Here is an 18854-nt window from a genome sequence, read left to right as displayed (position 1 = left end):
TAAAAATGGCAGAGATAAAACGGACCCAGCCGCTGGCGCGCGATGCCATGGCCTATGTTCTGGCCGGCGGCCGTGGCAGCCGCCTGAGGGAGTTGACCGACCGGCGCGCCAAGCCCGCGGTCTATTTCGGTGGCAAGACGCGCATCATCGATTTTGCGCTCTCCAACGCGCTCAATTCCGGTATTCGCCGCCTCGGCGTCGCCACCCAGTACAAGGCACACTCGCTGATCCGCCACCTGCAGCGCGGCTGGAACTTCCTGCGGCCCGAGCGCAACGAGAGCTTCGACATCCTGCCGGCCAGCCAGCGCGTATCGGAAACGCAATGGTATGAGGGGACGGCCGATGCCGTCTACCAGAACATCGACATCATCGAGGCCTACGGCCCCGAATACATGGTCATCCTCGCCGGCGATCACGTCTACAAGATGGATTACGAACTGATGCTTCGCCAGCATGTCGACGCCGGCGCCGACGTCACCGTCGGCTGCCTCGAAGTGCCGCGCATGGAGGCGACCGGCTTCGGCGTCATGCATGTCGACAAGAAGGACACCATCATCTCCTTCATCGAGAAACCCGCCGATCCGCCCGGCATTCCCGACAAGCCGGATTTTGCCCTGGCCTCGATGGGCATCTACGTGTTCAAGACCAAGTTCCTGATGGAGCAACTGCGCCGCGACGCGGCCGAACCTGGCTCAAGCCGCGACTTCGGCAAGGACATCATCCCCTATGTCGTCGAGCACGGGAAGGCGATCGCCCATCGCTTCGCCAAGTCCTGCGTGCGCTCGACCGCAGAGAACGAGGCCTACTGGCGCGATGTCGGAACAGTTGACGCCTATTGGGAAGCCAATATCGACCTGACCGACATCACGCCGGAGCTTGACCTCTACGACCGCGACTGGCCGATCTGGACCTATGCCGAACTGAAGCCGCCGGCAAAGTTCGTGCATGACGAGGACGGCCGCCGCGGCTCTGCGGTATCCTCGCTCGTCTCAGGTGATTGCATCGTCTCTGGTGCTTCGCTGAAGCGAAGCCTGATCTTCACCGGCGCGCGCATCAATTCCTATTCGACGCTCGAGGAAGTCGTCATGCTGCCCGACTGCCACGTCGGCCGGAACGCAAGATTGAAGCGCGTGGTGATCGATCATGGCGTAAGGATACCGGAAGGGCTCGTGGTCGGCGAGGATCCCGCTCTCGACGCCAAGCGCTTCCGCGTTTCCGAAAAGGGCATCTGCCTCGTCACGCAGGCCATGATCGACAAGCTGGGATTGTAATGAATGCAGGTTCTGTCGGTCACGCCCGAAATTTTCCCTCTTATCAAGACTGGCGGGCTTGCCGACGTGACCGGCGCGTTACCCATCGCGTTGGCGGGCAAGGGCGTGACGATGCGCACGCTTGTTCCCGGCTATCCCCAGGTGATGGATGCCTTCAAGAAGAAAAAACCCGTTCACCAATATCCGCTGCTGCAAGGCGGCAAGGCTTCGGTCCATGCCGTCCAGATTGCCGGGCTCGACCTGTTCGTGCTCGACGCGCAGCATCTGTTCGATCGCCCCGGCGGTCCCTATGGCAATGCTACCGGCGCCGACTGGCCGGACAATTGGCGGCGTTTCGCGGCCTTGAGCCAGGTTGGCGGCGACATCGCCGGCGGCGCCATCTCGGGCTACCAGCCGGATATCGTCCATGCCCATGACTGGCAATCGGCGATGACGCTGGCCTACATGCGCTTCGGCAAGGCGGTCGGCACGCCGTCGATGATCACCGTCCATAACCTCGCTTTCCAAGGTCAGTTTGGCGCCGGCATCTTTGGCGAGCTTGGCTTGCCGGCGGCGGCCATGGCGCTCGACGGTGTCGAATATTACGGCGGCGTCGGTTTCCTCAAGGCCGGCCTGCAGGCCGCCTGGGCCATCACCACGGTCAGCCCGACTTATGCGCAGGAGATCCGCTCGCCGGAATTCGGCATGGGGCTCGATGGCCTCGTCAATATGCGGTCCGTCGATCTTTATGGCATCGTCAACGGCATCGACACCGAGATATGGAACCCTGAAACCGACAAGCATCTGGTCTCCAACTACACGGCCAAGACATTGAAGGCGCGGCACTCCAACCGGACCGCCGTCGAGGATCGTTTCAATCTCGACCGCGACGACAGTCCGATCGTCTGCGTCATCAGCCGGCTCACCTGGCAGAAGGGCATGGACATACTGGCAGCGGCCGTCGACGGGATCGTTGCCAGGGGTGCGCGCCTGGCGATCCTGGGGTCGGGCGATGCCGGCCTCGAAGGTGCGCTGCTGGCCGCCGCCGCCCGCCATCGCGGTCGCATCGGCGTCGTCGTCGGTTACGACGAGGCGCTTTCCCATACCATGCAGGGTGGCTGTGACGCCATCGTCATCCCGTCGCGCTTCGAGCCTTGCGGGCTGACGCAGCTTTATGGCCTGCGCTATGGCTGCGTGCCGGTCGTCGCCCGCACCGGCGGCCTTGCCGACACCCTCATCGACGCCAATGAAGCGGCCGTTTCGGCAGGTGTGGCGACCGGCTTCCAGTTCGCACCCGCCGATGCCGGCGCCTTGCTGCACGCCATCCGCCGGCTGGTCGAGGCGCACGCCAACCCCACGATCTGGACCTCGATGCAGCGGCAAGGCATGAAGGCCGATGTGTCGTGGGATAAAAGCGCAGAAAAATACCTTGAACTCTATCGCTTGCTGCTTTCGAAAAGGGCTGTCTGACGCATGATACGCACCGTCGCCACCAAACCCTACTCCGACCAGATGCCCGGCACTTCCGGGCTGCGCAAGAAAGTGCCGGTGTTCCAGCAGGAGCACTATGCCGAGAACTTCATCCAGTCGATCTTCGATGCATTGGACGGGTTCGAGGGCAAGACCCTGGTGATCGGCGGCGACGGCCGCTTCTACAACCGCGAAGTTATCCAGAAGGCCATCGCCATGGCGGCGGCAAACGGCTTCGGCAAGGTGATGGTCGGGCAGGGCGGCATTCTGTCGACGCCGGCGGCCTCCAACGTCATTCGCAAATACAAGACCTTCGGCGGCATCATCCTGTCGGCCAGCCACAATCCGGGCGGCCCGCACGAGGATTTTGGCATCAAATACAATGCCGGCAATGGCGGGCCGGCGCCGGAAAGGCTGACCGACGCGATCTTCGCCAAGACCAAGATGATTTCGAGCTTCAAGATCGCCGACATCGGCACGGTCGATCTCGACACGATCGGCACGGTCGAGGCGGGCGGCATGACCGTCGAGGTGATCGACCCGGTCGCCGATTATGCCGAGCTGATGGAAAGCCTGTTCGATTTCGATGCCTTGCGCGCACTGTTCAAGTCAGGCTTCCGCATGCGTTTCGACGCAATGCATGCCGTGACCGGTCCCTACGCCAAGGAGATCCTGGAGAACCGGCTCGGCGCGCCGAACGGCACCGCCCGCAACTTCATTCCCCTGCCGGATTTCGGCGGCCACCATCCAGACCCGAACCTGGTCCACGCAAAGCACCTCTATGACGAGATGATGGGACCGGACGCGCCGGATTTCGGCGCTGCTTCCGATGGCGACGGCGACCGCAACCTGATCATCGGCAAAGGCATTTTCGTCACCCCGTCGGATTCGGTGGCCATGCTCGCCGCGAACGCCCATCTGGCGCCGGGCTACAAGGCCGGCCTGAAGGGCATTGCGCGTTCGATGCCGACCAGCGGTGCGGCCGATCGCGTCGCCGAAAAGCTCGGCATCGGCATCTATGAAACGCCGACCGGCTGGAAATTCTTCGGCAATCTGCTCGATGCCGGCATGGCAACGATCTGCGGCGAGGAAAGTGCCGGAACCGGTTCCAACCATGTCCGCGAAAAGGACGGGCTGTGGGCCGTGCTTTTGTGGCTCAATATCCTTGCTGCCCGCGCCGAAAGCGCCAAGCAGATCGTCACCGAGCACTGGGCCGCCTATGGCCGCAATTACTACTCGCGCCATGACTACGAGGAGATCGAGACCGACCGGGCCAATGCGCTGGTCGACGAATTGCGGGCGAAACTCGCTTCCTTGCCCGGCACCAGCGTGCGCGGCATGAAGATCGCCAGCGCCGACGATTTCGCCTACCACGACCCGGTCGACGGCTCGATAGCCAGGAACCAGGGCATCAGGGTGCTATTCGAAGGCGGATCGCGCGTCGTCTTCCGTCTCTCCGGCACCGGTACCTCAGGCTCGACGCTGCGCGTCTATATCGAGCGCTATGAGCCGGACACGTCCAAGCACGATCTCGACACGCAGGAGGCGCTTGCCGATCTGATTGCGGCAGCCGATGATATTGCCGGGATTCGCAGCCATACCGGCCGCGCCAAGCCGAGCGTGATTACGTGAGGCTGACGCGGCGCGCCTTTCCTTCTCCCCTTGTGGGAGAAGGTGGATTGGCGCGTAGCGCCGAGACGGATGAGGGGCGTTGGACGGATCGCCGTAGGTGCCAGGCTGGAGCACCCCTCATCCGTCGCCTTCGGCGACACCTTCTCCCACAACAAGGGGAGAAGGGGGAGCCAACTTGCCAACGCTTCAAACCGTCTACGATCTGCTGTTGTGAGTGCGCGTGAGCCAGCTCGGCGCAACCATCACCAAAGAAGGCATTCGCTTCGCCGCATGGTCCTCGTCGGCTCGGCGCATCTGGGTCTCGATCTTCGATGAGCAGGGTAACAGGGAGATCGACCGGCTCGAACTCCAGCCGGAAGGCGAGGGCGTGCACGCGCTTTTCGTTGCCGGCCTCGCTGCCGGCACTCGATACGGGTTTCGCGCCGATGGCGACTATGCGCCCGAGCAAGGGCTCTGGTTCGATCCCGACAAGCTTCTGGTCGACCCCTATGCCGTCGAGATCGACACGCCCTATGTCTATGACGGCCGGCTCGCCGCACGACGGGGCGAGGGGACCGATATCGCGCCGCTGCTGCCGAAGGCGATTGCCGCCACCCTGCCGCAACCGGTGCCTGCCTTGCCGGCGCTATTCCAGCCCGGTGGTCTGATCTACGAAGTGCCGGTGCGCGCCTTCACCATGCTACATCCGGACATCCCGAAGCCCCAGCGCGGGACGATTGCAGCGCTGGCCCATCCGGCTATCGTCGAGCACCTGAAAAAGCTCGGAGTCGGGGCGGTTGAACTGATGCCGGCGACGGCATCGATCGATGAGCGGCATTTGCCGGCGCTCGGGCTGCGTAATGCCTGGGGCTACAATCCCGTGACCTTCATGGCGCTCGATCCGCGCCTCGCGCCCGGCGGTCTCGCGGAATTGCGGCAGACGGTTGCCACGCTGCGTGCGGCCGGCATCGGCGTCATCCTCGATCTTGTCTTCAACCACACCGGCGAAAGCGACAGGCTTGGGCCGACGCTGTCGCTGCGCGGCCTCGACAGCCGCGCCTACTACCGGCATTGGCCGGACGGCAGCTTGGCTAACGACACCGGCACCGGCAACACCGTCGCTTGCGATCATCCGGTCGTCCAGGAAATGGTCCTCGACACGCTTCGTCACTTTGTCTGCCATGCCGGCGTCGACGGTTTTCGCTTCGATCTGGCGCCCATTCTGGGTCGGGTCGATGGCGTGTTCGACGCTGCGGCACCGTTGCTGAGGGCTATTCGGAACGATCCGGTCCTCGGCGGCCGGGTGCTAATCGCCGAGCCCTGGGATATCGGCCCGGACGGCTATCAGCTTGGCAATTTTCCGCCGCCCTTCCTCGAATGGAACGACAGATATCGCGACGACATCCGCCGCTTCTGGCGCGGCGATAGCGGCATGGTCGGCGCGCTGGCGACCCGGCTTGCCGGCTCGTCCGACGTGTTTGCCAAGGCAGGCCAGCAGACGAGCCGCAGCGTCAATTTCATCGCCGCGCATGACGGCATGACGCTGGCCGACATCGTTGTCTACGAGCACAAGCATAACGAGGCCAATGGCGAGGAGAACCGCGATGGCCACGACGACAACTTGTCCTGGAACAATGGCGTCGAGGGTGAGACCGGCGACCGGGCGATCGTTACGGCCCGTTTCGATGACCAGTGTGCGCTGCTGGCCACGCTGTTTGCCTCACGCGGCACGATCATGCTGACGGCCGGAGACGAATTCGGCCGCACCCAGAAGGGCAACAACAACGCCTATGCGCAGGACAACGAGATCACCTGGCTCGACTGGGCCGGGCGCGACCAGGCGCTGGAACAATGCGCCGTTTTGCTCGCCGCGATGCGTCGTTCCGTGCCGGCGCTTTCCGACACGCGCTTCCTGACCGGAGAGCCGCCCGCCGGATCAGAAAAACCGGACGTCGTCTGGCTCACTGAAACCGGCATGCCGCTCGACGAGGCAGGCTGGCACGATCCGGGGCGGTACCGCCTGGTCATGATGCTCGGCGGCGATGATTGCCGCCTTGCCGTGGTCATCAATGGCGATCGCCGGGCGTGTATGTTCACGCTGCCGGAGCGCGACGGATTTCGCTGGGAGCCAGCCATCGAAACACCGGGCGGCGCAGCAGGAATTTCACGGCCGGTGCCAGGGCGAACGCTGATTTTCATGATCGAACACAAAGCTGCGCAACCTCAGATAAAGGAGAACGGCGGTGGCAAGTGACAACGCCGAGTGGTGGCGCGGCTGCGTCATCTACCAGATCTACCCGCGCTCCTTTCAGGACACGACAGGGGACGGCAGCGGCGATCTGCGCGGCGTTGCCTCAAGGCTGGCTCATGTTGCATCGCTTGGCGCCGACGCCGTCTGGCTGTCGCCCTTCTTCAAGTCGCCGATGGCCGATATGGGCTACGACGTATCCGACTATACAGCCGTCGATCCGATGTTCGGCACATCAGAGGATTTCGACGCGGTGGTCGCCGAGGCGCACCGTCTCGGCCTGAAACTCATTATCGACCAGGTCCTGTCGCATTCGTCCGACCGGCATGAATGGTTCGTCGAAAGCCGCGCGAGCCGCGATAACCCTAGGGCGGACTGGTATGTCTGGGCCAATCCGAGGCCTGACGGCACCGCGCCCAACAACTGGCTGTCGGTCTTCGGTGGCCCCGCCTGGGAGTGGGACGCGACCCGCAGACAATACTACATGCACAATTTCCTCGCCTCCCAGCCGGACCTCAATTTCCACAATCCGGAGGTTCAGGACGCCTTGCTGGAAACGGTGCGGTTTTGGCTGGAGCGCGGCGTCGACGGCTTTCGGCTCGACACGGTCAACTACTATGTCCATGACCGCTGGCTGCGCAGCAATCCGCCTTTGGCTTCGAGCGTTGCCGGCACCAACACCGAAACCAATCCCTACCTCTATCAGGAGCATCTGTTCGACAAGACGCAGCCCGAAAACCTCGCTTTCCTCAAGCGTTTTCGGGCGCTGCTCGACGAATATGAGGGCCGTGCCGCTGTCGGTGAGGTTGGCGACGAAACCCGCTCGTTGCAGACGCTCGCCGCCTATACCGGCGGCGGCGACAAGCTCGACATGTGCTACACATTCGACCTGCTCGGACCGCAATTCTCGGCCGCACACGTGCGCAGATGCGTCGAAGCGTTCGAGAGTGCTGTCTCCGACGGCTGGGTCTGCTGGGCGTTTTCCAACCACGATGTCGTTCGCCATGTGACGCGCTGGACGAGGCCCGGCGGCAATCCGGAGGTGGTGGCGAAATTCTCGATCGCGCTGCTGTCATGCCTGCGTGGATCGATCTGCCTCTATCAGGGCGAGGAGCTCGGGCTGGAGGAAGCCGAATTGGCGTTCGAGGATCTGCGCGATCCATACGGCATCCGCTTCTGGCCCGGATTCAAGGGCAGGGATGGATGCCGCACGCCGATGGTCTGGGAGAAAGGCACCGAGAACGCCGGGTTTTCAACAGGCAAGCCGTGGCTTCCGATCCCGGAAAGCCATCGCGCCCGCGCGGTCGATGTCCAGAACGGCGAGGCAAAGTCGGTTCTAGCCAGCTACCGGGCGATCCTGGCGTTGCGCAGGCAGCATGCCGCGCTGGTACAGGGTTCGATCCGCTTTCTCGATGCCGAGGGCGATGTGCTTGCCTTCATTCGCGAAGGCGGCGGCGAGAAGCTGCTCTGCCTTTTCAATTTCGCCGAGGAGCCGGCCAAATGGCCGTTGCCGCAGGGTATCGATGTCGCAGAGACGATCGATCTTGGCGCTGGTGCCGCCTTGCAGGGAAAAATTCTGTCGCTGCCGCCCTTGGGCTGCTTCCTCGGACGAGACGGCTGATGTCTCTCATTTGTCAGCTCATTGAACGAGCACGGAGCGCCCGCAAGTCGCGCCCATAACCCGGACATCTGCCTCGCCGACATGCACGCCCAGTGCCGCAAGCACGTTATAAACCAATTCGTCGACCGGCGCCGTCACGGCGTTCAGAGCCCCAATCACCGCCGGCTTTACCGTTCCAAGCAGGGCGGTTACGTTCAGCAGCCCTAGTCCCAGCGCATTGATCGAGAGCGACAGTTCATCGACAAGCGATGTGGTGAGGGATTGCGTCAGGTTTTTCGTAGAAGCGGTCTTTATCGTCTTGTTGGCGATTTCGGTGCTGTTGAAGGTCAATGTCGTCGGATCGTTGTTGGTGATATCAAGCGCTGCAGACCCGTTCACCGACAGCAATGGAATGAGCAAAAGCCTCGACCACGCTTGCCATCGCCATCGGCGAACCTGCGCAATTCTCGCCGTGGCTGACAATCGGCGAGAAGGGCGCCGTGGTGCGCACGGCGCAGACACGAATTAAGCTGGTGGCCTCACTGCCGCGATCTGGGCATTAGAGAACGACTGTGGATTGCTGAAATCGGCAAAGGCGGTGGGGCTGCTGTCGGCGTCGCTGGCGGCAAGATGCAGCGAGGCAACGCCCGGGCGCGCAGCGATGGAAACCTCCAAACTGTCCGGGCGCCCCGTCGGGCAACTGATGTCGGTCAGCTTGGCCTCGGCGTAGGCCACTTCGATATGCAGCGGAAGATTGACGGCCAGGAGAGTGGTGCCGCCTCCGAGATTCGAATTGCCGATGCCGACGGAGCGCTTGTCGACGCCGAGCGACGACTCTGGTTAATATCGGCCGGCGGTGACCGACACGACGGTTTTTCCGAGGGCAGGGGCGATCGTCTGCCCTGCCTTCTGAACAACGATACCCGGCATTCCGTTGTCGCCGAGCGTGGTCACCACCGCGGCCTCAATGTTGTTGATGTTGGAGGCGGCGGTGATTGCCGCAAGATCGACCAGCGACTGAGCCTCCCGGCGCTCCACATAGATCGAGCCTTCATCGATGGCGAAGGCGGCCAGCGCCAGCGCGAACGGTGCGCACAGCGCCGTCATGACGGTGAAGTTCGCCTTCAGGTCGCCAAGCATCGAGCGGACAACCCGGCCGATCCTCCCCGGCAAAATTTCCGACATTCAGATGCCTCCGACCCGTATTGTCGACTCGCGTGAGATCGTGGTTCCAGGCATGGGCAGCGCCGGGAACAGATTCCAGACCGGCAAGTTACGTGCGTCGTATTGGATGGACACGACGAACTGGTTTCGGTCGGCCGTGCTGTCCTTTGCCTGATAGGTCAGCTTGGTGGAATCGACGAAGGGATATCCGCCGGCATTGGTGTTGACGAAACTGGTCACCAGCGCCTGGCGCTCGCCTTCATTCAGCCCGGCTATCGCCGTGCGGGCGTCATCCGCTGCGATTTGCTGTACGGAGTTGCTTGCACCAAAATAGATACCGTATGCAACCATTCCGAGCAAAAGCGAGATGAAAATGGGCGAAAGCAGCGCGAATTCGATGGCGGAAGTTCCGGACTGTTCTCTAAATTGGCATAATTTGAGTTTTAGCTGGCTCGTATTGCGCCGCTTTATAGAGATTGTCTCAGTTTCTGCGCTGTTCATTTCCTTCGCCCATCGAGACATACCGAAGCCCGCGAAGATGTAACCCATGGTTGCTTAAAGGCGGCTTAAGACATTTCGGCAAAGTGGAATAGACGACAGATTTCTTGCCGGAACGAGTGCTTGAGTGGGAGAAACGGAGCCAAGTCAATGGTTTCGACCGCTGTTCTGCCGGTCGCGAAGTGGCTGTCGCTGCGCCTTACTTAGGGTGACCTCACGAGTCTGTTGAAATAAAAAATCGCCACGTTACTGTTTGGCCACCAGCTGCCGGAAAGGGAACCGGCGGCGCGCTCAAAGGGGCCACCTAATCGGTTTCGGGGCGTCAACACTCAAGAGGCGTAGCTGAAGGGCCGCCTCGACAGGGAGAACTCCATGCTGAAAAATATGCTGAAGGCGACGGTGTTCGCCACAACCATGGCCTTGGCCGCCGGCACGTTCTACACGCCGGCCTTCGCCGAGGTCGTCTATAACCGCGGCACCGCCGCCGAATCGGAGTCGCTCGACCCGCACAAGACCTCGACAATCTACGAAGCAAGTATTTTGCGTGACCTGTTCCAGGGGCTGACCATGCAGGACGCAAAGGCGAACCTCATCCCTGGCGCCGCCGAAAGCTGGACAGTATCGGACGACGGCACCGTCTACACCTTCAAGCTGCGCAAGGGCGCCGTCTGGTCGGATGGCGCTCCGGTGACGGCAGATGACTTCGTCTACGCTTTCCAACGGCTGGAAGATCCGGCCACCGGCGCCGAATACGCTTCGATGCTCTATCCCGTGAAGAATGCCGAGGAGGTGAACACCAAGAAGGCGAAGCCAGAGGAGATGGGCGTCAAGGCAATCGACGCAAATACACTGGAAGTGACGCTGAAGGCGCCCACGCCCTATTTCCTCGAAATGCTGACCCACCAGGCGGCCTATCCGGTCAACAAGGCCTCAATGGAAAAGCTCGGCGCCGATTGGATCAAGCCGGGCAATCTGGTCTCCAACGGCGCCTATACGCTGGCGGAGTGGGTTCCCAACGACCACATCAAACTGGTCAAGAATCCGAAATTCTGGGACGCTGCGACCGTCAAGCTCGACGTCGTCAACTACATCCCGACCGAAGATCGTTCGTCGGCGATGAAGCGCTTTGAGGCCGGCGAACTCGACAGCTACGACGACCTCCCGACCGAGCAGCTCGCCGACCTCAAGGCCAAGTTTGGCGATCAGATTCGCGTCGGGCCTTACCTCGGCACCTACTATTTTGCGATCAAGACCGACAAGGCCCCGTGGGACAACGTCGAACTGCGCAACGCCATCTCCATGGCAGTCGACCGCGATTTCCTTGCCGAAAAGGTCTGGCAGAACTCAATGCTGCCCGGCTATTCGATGGTGCCTCCAGGCATTGAGGGCTATACGCCGGCAATGGCCAAATACGCGGAGATGTCGCAGATCGACCGCGAGGATGAGGCCAAGAAGGTACTCGAGAAGCTTGGCTACACGCCCGAGAAACCGCTTAAGATGGAAATCCGCTACAACACTTCGGAAAACCACAAGAACACTGCGGTCGCCATCCAGGAACAGTTGAAGCCGCTCGGTGTCGAAGTCACGCTGCTCAACACCGACACCAAGACCCACTATTCCTTCCTTGAGCAGAAGGGCGACTATGACATGGCGCGTGCCGGCTGGATTGCGGATTACAAGGATCCGGAAACCTTCCTCGGCATCTCCCGCAAGGCAAGTGGCAACAACTATTCGGGCTACAACAGCCCGAAATTCGAGGAGGCCATGGACGAGGCGGCCGCCGCGGGGGGCAAGCCCGAAGAGCGCATGAAGCAACTCGCAGAGGCCGAGCGCATCCTCGTCGACGAGGTCGGCAACATCCCGCTTCTCTACTACAGCTACAAGGATATCGTTTCTCCCAAGCTTCATGGCTTCGAGGACAACGTTATGGACGTGCATCCGTCCCGCTTCATCTCCAAGGACTGATCTCCTTGGCCGGACTGCCGCTCCTTTACAGCGCCGCGCGTCCTTCGGGACGCGCAAAGGGCGCTGTAACGCCTTGATTTTGCGCGTGATCCTTTCCGAACCTTCGGTTCGGGTCATGCGTTAGGGGCGGCGGCTCCGGTTTGCCATCGCATCGGCCCGAAAATCGGAATCGATTTTCGGGAAGCACGATGCGAAGATTGAAGCGCTAGAGCGTACTTTGTGCGTCCAAGTGGACGCACGTCGCTCTAGGTCAAGCGGGGAACCGATGCTGCGATACGTATTCCGGCGGCTCCTGACCGCCATCCCGACGCTGTTCGTCATCGTGACCATGGCGTTCTTCCTGATACGTGTCGCGCCGGGCGGCCCGTTCAATCAGGAGCGGGGCCTGAGCCCCGAGATCAAGGCCAATCTTGAAGCGCAGTTCGGCCTCAACGACCCGCTCTGGCTGCAATATGTCCACTATCTCGGCAATCTGCTGCGCGGCAATTTCGGTCCGAGCTACAACATGCCGGATTTCACCGTCAGCGAATTGTTCAGGGAGGGCCTGCCGATCTCAATCCAACTCGGCGCTTCGGCGCTCATTCTGGCGCTACTCCTCGGCAGCGTGCTCGGCACTGTTGCCGCGCTCAACCAGAACAAGCTTGCCGACTATTCGGTGATCGCTCTGGCGACCGCCGGCAGCACCATTCCGACCTTCGTCATCGCGCCGGTGATCCAGCTTCTGTTCGGTCTGACCTGGAAGCTGCTGCCGATCGGCGGCTGGGGTGATGGCGCCCTGCTCAACAAGGTCGGGCCGGTGCTGACCCTCGCCTTGCCGCAGATCGCTATCGTCGCCCGCCTGATGCGCGGTTCGATGATCGAATCGTTGCGCTCGCACCACATCCGTACCGCACGCGCGCTCGGCCTGTCGGATTGGTCGGTGGTCGTCAAGCATGCGCTGCGCGGCGCCATCCTGCCGATCGTCTCCTTCACCGGTCCGGCGGCTGCAGCCCTTCTCACCGGCTCGATCATCGTCGAGACCATCTTCTCCATTCCGGGCGTCGGCCGCCATTTTGTCGTTGCTGCGCTCAACCGCGACTACACGCTGGTCATGGGAACGGTGGTGGTAATCGCTCTCTTCACCATCATCTTCAATCTGATCGTCGACGTCATGTATGCCGTCGTCGATCCGAGGGTGCGCTATGACTGACATCTCAGCCACCGCTCCGGTCATCGTCGGCCGCTCCCTGTGGGGCGATGCCTGGGCGCGCCTCAAGGCCAATCGCGCCGCCATGTTCAGCCTGTATTATCTTGCCTTCATCGCGCTCCTCAGCGTGTTCGGACCCCCTTTGGTGCCGCATCGATACACCACCATCTACGCCGACTATGTGCGCATGCCGCCGAGCCTGTCGGCTTATCCGAAGGCCGACATGATCGAGGCCGCGCTCGATGAAGCGATCAAGCGCATGCGTGTCGACATCAAGGAGTGGCGGCAGGAAGGCAATAAGGTCATCGTCACCGTCAAGTCGACTAGGCCGATCGACGACCGCAATGTCCGCTATCTCGACCGTTCCGATGCCTTTGACAACACACAGATCGAGAACAAATCGCCCGACGGTCTCGAAGTGACGATGAGCGCCTCGGTCAAACAGCAATATTTCCTGTTCGGCACCGACAACACCGGCCGCGATCTGCTGTCGCGAACGCTGATGGCGGGACGCATCTCGCTGGCCATCGGCCTGCTCGCCGGGGTTGTGGCGGGCGTCATCGGCGTGCTCTACGGCGCTACGGCCGGCCTTGCCGGCGGCAAGGTCGACGAGGTGATGATGCGTATTGTCGATGTGCTTTATTCGCTGCCGTTTATCTTCTTTGTCATCATGCTGGTGGTGTTCTTCGGTCGGAACTTCGTGCTGATGTTCCTGGCGGTCGGCGCTGTGCTGTGGCTCGACATGGCGCGCATCGTGCGCGGCCAGGCGCTGTCGATCCGGCGGCAGGAATACGTCCAGGCGGCGGAGGCGATGGGCGTCGGCCAACGCGGCATCCTGATCCGCCACGTCATTCCCAACCTGCTTGGCCCGGTGGTCATCTACATGACGCTGCTGGTGCCGCATGTCATCATCCTGGAGAGTTTCCTGTCCTTCCTCGGGCTCGGCGTGCAGGAACCGATGACCAGTTGGGGCGTGCTGATCTCGACCGGCGCCCAGAACATCGGCACCGCCAATTGGCTGCTTTTGTTCCCTGCCTTCTTCCTTGTCTCGACGCTGTTCGCGCTGAATTTCGTCGGCGACGGCCTGCGCGACGCGCTCGACCCCAGGGATCGTTGAGATGGACACTTCCGAAACCATCCTCAGCGTCAAGGACCTTCGCGTCCGCTTCCGCACACTCGATGGCGTCGTTGAAGCCGTCAAGGGCATCAACATCCACGTCAATGCAGGCGAGACCGTCGCCGTGGTCGGCGAATCCGGTTCCGGCAAGAGCCAGACGATGATGGCGGCCATGAGCCTGCTGGCCTCGAACGGCGAGGCCACAGGGGTCGTCGACTATCGCGGCCGCAACCTTTTGACCCTGAGCAAGTCCGAGCTCAACCAAGTCCGCGGCCGCAAGATCAGCATGATCTTCCAGGAGCCGATGACCTCGCTCGATCCGCTCTATTCGATCGGCAACCAGCTGATCGAACCGATCCGCAGGCATCGCGGGCTTGGCGCCGCCGAGGCACGCGAAGAAGCGCTCAAGCTCTTGCGGCTGGTCCATATTCCCGATCCCGAGCGGCGGATGAAATCCTATCCGCACGAAATGTCAGGCGGCCAGCGCCAGCGGGTCATGATCGCCATGGCGCTGGCCAACGATCCCGACATACTGATCGCAGACGAACCAACGACGGCGCTCGACGTGACCATCCAGGCGCAGATACTCATGCTGCTCGCCGAACTGCAGCGCAAGCTCGGCATGGCGATCGTCTTCATCACCCACGATCTCGGCATTGTCCGGCGCTTTGCCGACCGCGTCTATGTCATGCGCTACGGCGAAGTCGTCGAGGAGGGCGAGGCGGAAGCGATCTTCGTCAACCCGCAGCACGCCTATACCAAGATGCTGTTGGCCGCCGAGCCGACCGGAACCAAGGCACCGCCACCGCCAAATGCGCCCGTCCTGCTGGAAGGCAGGAATGTCGAAGTGACCTTCAGGATCGGCGGCGGGTTTCTTGCCGGAGAGCCGCTGATGCTGCGCGCCGTCGATCACATTTCGATCCGGCTGCAGCGGAACCAGACCATCGGCATCGTCGGCGAATCGGGTTCGGGAAAATCGACGCTCGGCCGGGCCTTGCTGCGGCTCCTGCCAAGCGACGGCCTCATCCGCTTCGGCGATCGCGATATTTCCGCTGCCGACCGTCAGGCGATGCGGCCGCTGCGGCGTGAATTGCAGCTGGTCTTCCAGGACCCGTTCGGTTCGTTGTCGCCGCGCATGACGATTGGCCAAGTCATCACCGAAGGACTTCTGGTGCATGAGCCGACCCTGTCGGGCAGGCAACGCGATCTGCGCGCAGTCGAGGCCTTGCGCGAGGTCGGGCTCGATCCGAATGCGCGCAATCGCTACCCGCACGAATTCTCCGGCGGCCAGCGCCAACGCATCGCCATCGCGCGGGCGATGATCCTCAAGCCCAAAGTGGTCGTCCTCGACGAGCCGACCTCGGCACTCGACCGCTCCGTCCAGAAGCAGATCGTCGAACTGCTGCGCAAGCTGCAGGCCGAACATGAACTGTCGTATCTGTTCATCAGCCACGATCTCGCCGTAGTGCGCGCCATGGCCGACTACATCATCGTCATGAAGCAGGGTAAGATCGTTGAGGAAGGGCCGACCGAGGCGATCTTCAGCAATCCGAAGGCTACCTACACGCAGACGCTGATGGCCGCGGCCATCGACGTCACACGGTTTCGCTTGAGCGCATAGCGCAGCCGCTGAGGGCCGCGGTGGTTGAAGGCACGTCCCTCGGTATCCTACATCAAGAAACGCACGAGGCAGCGCTGAAGCGCGAGGTCGAAACGGAAGCTCAGGCTATTCGCGTTAACGTTTAGGATGATAGGGTGGACCTTGAGGGCAAGGTCGAGGCTTGGCCCGAGTGTTACCGAGCCTGCCGCCTGGTCGTCGCCGGCCCGAGAATCTGGACGCGGCGATTTCTCTTTGCAGGCCGCGTCCCTTCGATCGACCGACGCGGTAGGCCTTGCATGAACATCGTGATGTTTACCAACACATTCACCCCACATGTCGGCGGGGTTGCACACAGCGTTGCGTCGTTGTCGGAGGTGCTGCGTGCGTTGGGACATGCAGTCCTGATCGTCGCGCGGGACTATACGGAAGCAGCGCGATCAGAAAGCGACATCCTGCGCGTTCCTGCGATCCAGAATTTTAACGGGAGCGATTTTTCCGTGCCGATCCCGTTCACCCGTTCCCTCGAGAAAACACTGAACGCCTTCGAACCGGATATCGTCCATTCGCACCACCCGTTTCTTCTCGGCGATACCGCCCTTCGCATCGCGGCTTCGCGAGCGTTGCCGACGATATTTACCTATCACACCCGCTACGAACTCTACGGCCACTACGTGTTTGATCCCGGACTTTAATGGCGCATCATTGCCGTCCGAATCAAAGGATGCGCTATGGGACAGGTTCTACACCGCCGCGCCACGACGACAGAGGCAGTCCGTCGAGCGATACAGCATAGTCAAGAGAGCCTGAGAGCGCTGGCCAAGCGCTACGGCATCGATCAGAAGACAGTTAGAAAGTGGAGGAACCGGATCTCGACCGCCGATCTTCCCACCGGCCCGAAGAAACCAAGATCGACAGTGCTGTCGCTCGAAGAGGAAGCGGTGATCGTCGCCTTTCGCAAGCACACGTTGCTGGCGCTGGATGATTGTCTCTATGCCCTACAGCCCTCGATCCCGCATCTGACGCGCTCGTCGTTGCATCGCTGCCTTCAGCGCCATGGCATTTCGCGGCTGCCGCAGGTGGACGCCGACAAGCCGGCCAGGAAGAAGTTCAACGCCTATCCGCTCGGCTATTTCCATATCGACCTCGCCGAGGTGCAGACCGCCGAGGGCAAGCTGCGCCTTTTCTTGGCCATCGATCGGACGTCGAAATTCGCCTATGCGGAATTGCACCCGACGGCGGGCAAGATGGCGGTGGCCCAATTCCTTCGCAACCTGATCGCGACCGTGCCCTATGCCATCCATACCATTCTGACCGACAACGGCATTCAGTTCGCCAACCGGACCTGCGACCGGCATGCCCTTCAGCACATCTTCGACGGCATCTGCGACGAACATGGCATCGAGCACCGGCTCACAAAGATCAACCATCCCTGGACGAACGGCCAGGTCGAGCGGATGAATCGGACCATCAAGGACGCCACCGTCAAGCGCTTCCACTATGACGATCACGAGCAACTGCGTCGGCATCTCGCCGACTTCATCTTAGCTTACAATTTCGCGCGCCGGCTTAAGACCCTCAAGGGCCTCACGCCCCACGAATTCATCTGCAAAATCTGGGCAAAAGAGCCCGAACGGTTCCGACTCGATCCCACCCATCAAATGCCGGGACTAAACAACTACGTTGCGCAGGATGCACCGGTCCTCCAACGGCTCGTGCTCAGCCTCGCGGCTGGCTACTGTGATTTGTGCGAGCATATCATCGCCCCAACTCGCAGCATTGCCGACCTCTTGCGCCACCACGATGTCACCAAACCGATCACCATAATCCCGACCGGGATCGACTTGGCCAGGTTCGCCGAAGGAGATCGGCTGAGATTGCGGAGCCGGTTGCGACTAGCGGAAACCGATTTCATCGTCGGGCACGTAGGCCGGCTGGCGCCGGAGAAGAACCTGACTTACCTCACCGAAGCAGTTTGCCTGTTTCTTTCGCAAAATGAGCGCGCGCATTTTGTTGCCGCCGGCGACGGTGCGTCGGCGTCCGAAATGCGCCGAATGCTGGACGAGGCGGGTCTTCAGGGCAGATGCCATCTGCTAGGCGTGGTCGAAGGCGCCGAACTGGCCGACGTCTATGCCGCCATGGACGTCTTCGCTTTCTCGTCGCGTTCCGAAACCCAAGGTCTTGTGCTTGTCGAGGCGATGGCGACCGGCGTTCCCGTCGTTGGGCTTAATGAACCTGGAGTGCGTGAGGTGGTACGCAACGCAAAGAACGGCTATCTCCTGTCAGCCGATGCGTCCCCAGGCCAATTCTCCAAGGCTCTCGCCAGAGTCCGCGCGATCACTGCGCCGGGCCGAGCGGCATTGCAAGAAGAAGCCAGACAGACCGCGGCCTCTATTCACGATCCTCGACCGCGCAGCAGACCGTCGATCTCTATTCGCAGGCTGTCGCAAGCCATGCCGGTGCCAGAGCTACCCGCACTCGTTCTTTTGAGGCGACGCTCGAAGGTCTCAAGCAGGAATGGAGAATCCTCGCCAACCTTGCCAATGCCGTCAAGGACGCGGTGGCGACGCGCAGTGATTCCGAAAAGTGACGGCTGTGGGACGCTGTGTTTGCGCCTGAACTACTGCGATCCGTCTTAAGCCCGCCCTATCCGTTCCGCTCAATGAGAATTCGTCGGCTTGATCCGTGCGCCTGTTGGTCTCGATGCATCATCGGAGGCAGATGTTCACCAGGCAGATGCGCTGGCCGAGACAGCAGGTCCGCTCTAAGGAGCAGACGCTCCCGCCCTGCAACCCGTTGCCTGTCTCCGCGACGACGGCCCAAGCGTCCTCGCTCCGGCTATGGTAGGTGAGAACACGTCACCGCCGCGGCGTCCGATGCTGAGTGCGGTGTTGCGCCCGAGCCCGCTGCAGGCGCCAGTAACGAGGATGATCTTGGTCCGATAAGGGGTCGTAGAACGAACCCGAAGCGGCCAAATAGCAGATGGAATATTCGACCATGTGCGGGGGGTGGGTCAGTGCTAAAAGATGACGAGCGGGTTTGCGGGCGACCTGTCGTCCCGTGTATTCGCCATGCCGCAATTGTAACGAAAAACTCCCAGCGCTGGCATTGCGCTTTATGGATGACATGTGGCTGCTGCTGTCCGCCG

15 protein-coding genes and 1 pseudogene are annotated in these 18854 nt (G+C 61.6%); 12 read left to right on the top strand and 4 right to left on the bottom strand.

Features of this window, described 5'->3' with window-relative positions:
- Positions 1-5 precede the first annotated feature (5 nt).
- The 5 genes from glgC to bglA all read left to right on the top strand — a co-directional run bounded on the left by glgC (position 6) and on the right by bglA (position 8200).
- Positions 6-1271: a glucose-1-phosphate adenylyltransferase gene (gene glgC / locus IHQ72_RS28820; protein ID WP_192364128.1), complete on the top strand. Its 1266-nt coding sequence runs from the start codon at positions 6-8 to the stop codon at positions 1269-1271.
- A 3-nt stretch (positions 1272-1274) separates the two neighbouring features.
- On the top strand, positions 1275-2720 hold the full coding sequence (glgA, locus tag IHQ72_RS28815) for a glycogen synthase GlgA (protein ID WP_258118850.1): 1446 nt from the start codon (positions 1275-1277) through the stop codon (positions 2718-2720).
- A 3-nt stretch (positions 2721-2723) separates the two neighbouring features.
- The gene (locus tag IHQ72_RS28810) at positions 2724-4352 is read left to right on the top strand and encodes an alpha-D-glucose phosphate-specific phosphoglucomutase (protein ID WP_258118848.1); all 1629 of its coding nucleotides are present in this window, start codon (positions 2724-2726) and stop codon (positions 4350-4352) included.
- A 220-nt stretch (positions 4353-4572) separates the two neighbouring features.
- A complete protein-coding gene (gene glgX / locus IHQ72_RS28805; RefSeq protein ID WP_258118846.1) occupies positions 4573-6585 on the top strand; it encodes a glycogen debranching protein GlgX in 2013 nt (670 codons plus the stop codon).
- Positions 6575-8200 (top strand): beta-galactosidase BglA, encoded by a 1626-nt coding sequence (gene bglA, locus IHQ72_RS28800; protein ID WP_258118845.1) that lies wholly within the window; start codon positions 6575-6577, stop codon positions 8198-8200. Before glgX ends, bglA begins: the two co-directional genes overlap by 11 nt.
- A gap of 18 nt (positions 8201-8218) precedes the next feature.
- Here the strand turns inward: bglA and IHQ72_RS28795 are convergent, their stop codons facing one another.
- The 4 genes from IHQ72_RS28795 to IHQ72_RS28780 form a co-directional block, all read right to left on the bottom strand.
- Positions 8219-8587 carry a hypothetical protein gene (locus IHQ72_RS28795; protein WP_258118844.1) on the bottom strand — a complete coding sequence of 123 codons (369 nt, stop codon included), beginning with the start codon at positions 8585-8587 and terminating at the stop codon, positions 8219-8221.
- Between the two features lie 117 nt (positions 8588-8704).
- Positions 8705-8914, bottom strand: coding sequence for a hypothetical protein (locus IHQ72_RS28790; RefSeq protein ID WP_258118842.1), 210 nt, complete (start codon positions 8912-8914; stop codon positions 8705-8707).
- A 105-nt stretch (positions 8915-9019) separates the two neighbouring features.
- Entirely contained in the window at positions 9020-9364 is a 345-nt protein-coding gene (locus tag IHQ72_RS28785; RefSeq protein WP_258118841.1) for a pilus assembly protein TadG-related protein, read from the bottom strand.
- Positions 9365-9892: a TadE/TadG family type IV pilus assembly protein gene (locus IHQ72_RS28780; RefSeq protein ID WP_309508703.1), complete on the bottom strand. Its 528-nt coding sequence runs from the start codon at positions 9890-9892 to the stop codon at positions 9365-9367.
- A 321-nt stretch (positions 9893-10213) separates the two neighbouring features.
- On the opposite strand from IHQ72_RS28780, the gene IHQ72_RS28775 reads away from it, so the two are divergent.
- The 7 genes and pseudogenes from IHQ72_RS28775 to IHQ72_RS28745 all read left to right on the top strand — a co-directional run bounded on the left by IHQ72_RS28775 (position 10214) and on the right by IHQ72_RS28745 (position 18345).
- Positions 10214-11806, top strand: a complete 1593-nt coding sequence (locus tag IHQ72_RS28775) for a peptide ABC transporter substrate-binding protein (protein ID WP_258118840.1) — start codon at positions 10214-10216, stop codon at positions 11804-11806.
- A 265-nt stretch (positions 11807-12071) separates the two neighbouring features.
- Positions 12072-12995 carry an ABC transporter permease subunit gene (locus tag IHQ72_RS28770; RefSeq protein WP_258118838.1) on the top strand — a complete coding sequence of 308 codons (924 nt, stop codon included), beginning with the start codon at positions 12072-12074 and terminating at the stop codon, positions 12993-12995.
- Positions 12988-14109, top strand: a complete 1122-nt coding sequence (locus tag IHQ72_RS28765) for an ABC transporter permease (protein ID WP_258118836.1) — start codon at positions 12988-12990, stop codon at positions 14107-14109. The genes IHQ72_RS28770 and IHQ72_RS28765 overlap by 8 nt, the downstream gene beginning before the upstream one ends.
- 1 nt (position 14110) lies before the next feature.
- Positions 14111-15730 carry an ABC transporter ATP-binding protein gene (locus tag IHQ72_RS28760; protein ID WP_258118835.1) on the top strand — a complete coding sequence of 540 codons (1620 nt, stop codon included), beginning with the start codon at positions 14111-14113 and terminating at the stop codon, positions 15728-15730.
- A 275-nt stretch (positions 15731-16005) separates the two neighbouring features.
- Entirely contained in the window at positions 16006-16401 is a 396-nt protein-coding gene (locus tag IHQ72_RS28755) for a glycosyltransferase (protein WP_258118833.1), read from the top strand.
- A 36-nt stretch (positions 16402-16437) separates the two neighbouring features.
- A pseudogene (locus IHQ72_RS28750) lies at positions 16438-17382 on the top strand (IS481 family transposase); the annotation flags it as partial.
- The gene (locus IHQ72_RS28745; protein ID WP_258123963.1) at positions 17368-18345 is read left to right on the top strand and encodes a glycosyltransferase; all 978 of its coding nucleotides are present in this window, start codon (positions 17368-17370) and stop codon (positions 18343-18345) included. The pseudogene IHQ72_RS28750 and the gene IHQ72_RS28745, both read left to right, overlap by 15 nt.
- The last annotated feature ends 509 nt before the right edge of the window (positions 18346-18854 follow it).

This window comes from Mesorhizobium onobrychidis, assembly GCF_024707545.1.
GTDB lineage: Bacteria > Pseudomonadota > Alphaproteobacteria > Rhizobiales > Rhizobiaceae > Mesorhizobium > Mesorhizobium onobrychidis.
Note: the sequence above shows the minus strand (reverse complement) of the source record. Positions and strands in the feature narration are given on the sequence as shown.

Bases quoted from the DNA above. Each gene is read 5' to 3' on its own strand.
- glgC (WP_192364128.1), top strand. From the start codon at position 6: ATGGCAGAGATAAAACGGACCCAGCCGCTGGCGCGCGATGCCATGGCC.
- glgA (WP_258118850.1), top strand. From the start codon at position 1,275: ATGCAGGTTCTGTCGGTCACGCCCGAAATTTTCCCTCTTATCAAGACT.
- IHQ72_RS28810 (WP_258118848.1), top strand. From the start codon at position 2,724: ATGATACGCACCGTCGCCACCAAACCCTACTCCGACCAGATGCCCGGC.
- IHQ72_RS28785 (WP_258118841.1), bottom strand. From the start codon at position 9,364: ATGTCGGAAATTTTGCCGGGGAGGATCGGCCGGGTTGTCCGCTCGATG.
- IHQ72_RS28780 (WP_309508703.1), bottom strand. From the start codon at position 9,892: ATGGGTTACATCTTCGCGGGCTTCGGTATGTCTCGATGGGCGAAGGAA.
- IHQ72_RS28775 (WP_258118840.1), top strand. From the start codon at position 10,214: ATGCTGAAAAATATGCTGAAGGCGACGGTGTTCGCCACAACCATGGCC.
- IHQ72_RS28770 (WP_258118838.1), top strand. From the start codon at position 12,072: ATGCTGCGATACGTATTCCGGCGGCTCCTGACCGCCATCCCGACGCTG.
- IHQ72_RS28765 (WP_258118836.1), top strand. From the start codon at position 12,988: ATGACTGACATCTCAGCCACCGCTCCGGTCATCGTCGGCCGCTCCCTG.
- IHQ72_RS28760 (WP_258118835.1), top strand. From the start codon at position 14,111: ATGGACACTTCCGAAACCATCCTCAGCGTCAAGGACCTTCGCGTCCGC.
- IHQ72_RS28755 (WP_258118833.1), top strand. From the start codon at position 16,006: ATGAACATCGTGATGTTTACCAACACATTCACCCCACATGTCGGCGGG.
- IHQ72_RS28745 (WP_258123963.1), top strand. From the start codon at position 17,368: ATGCCGGGACTAAACAACTACGTTGCGCAGGATGCACCGGTCCTCCAA.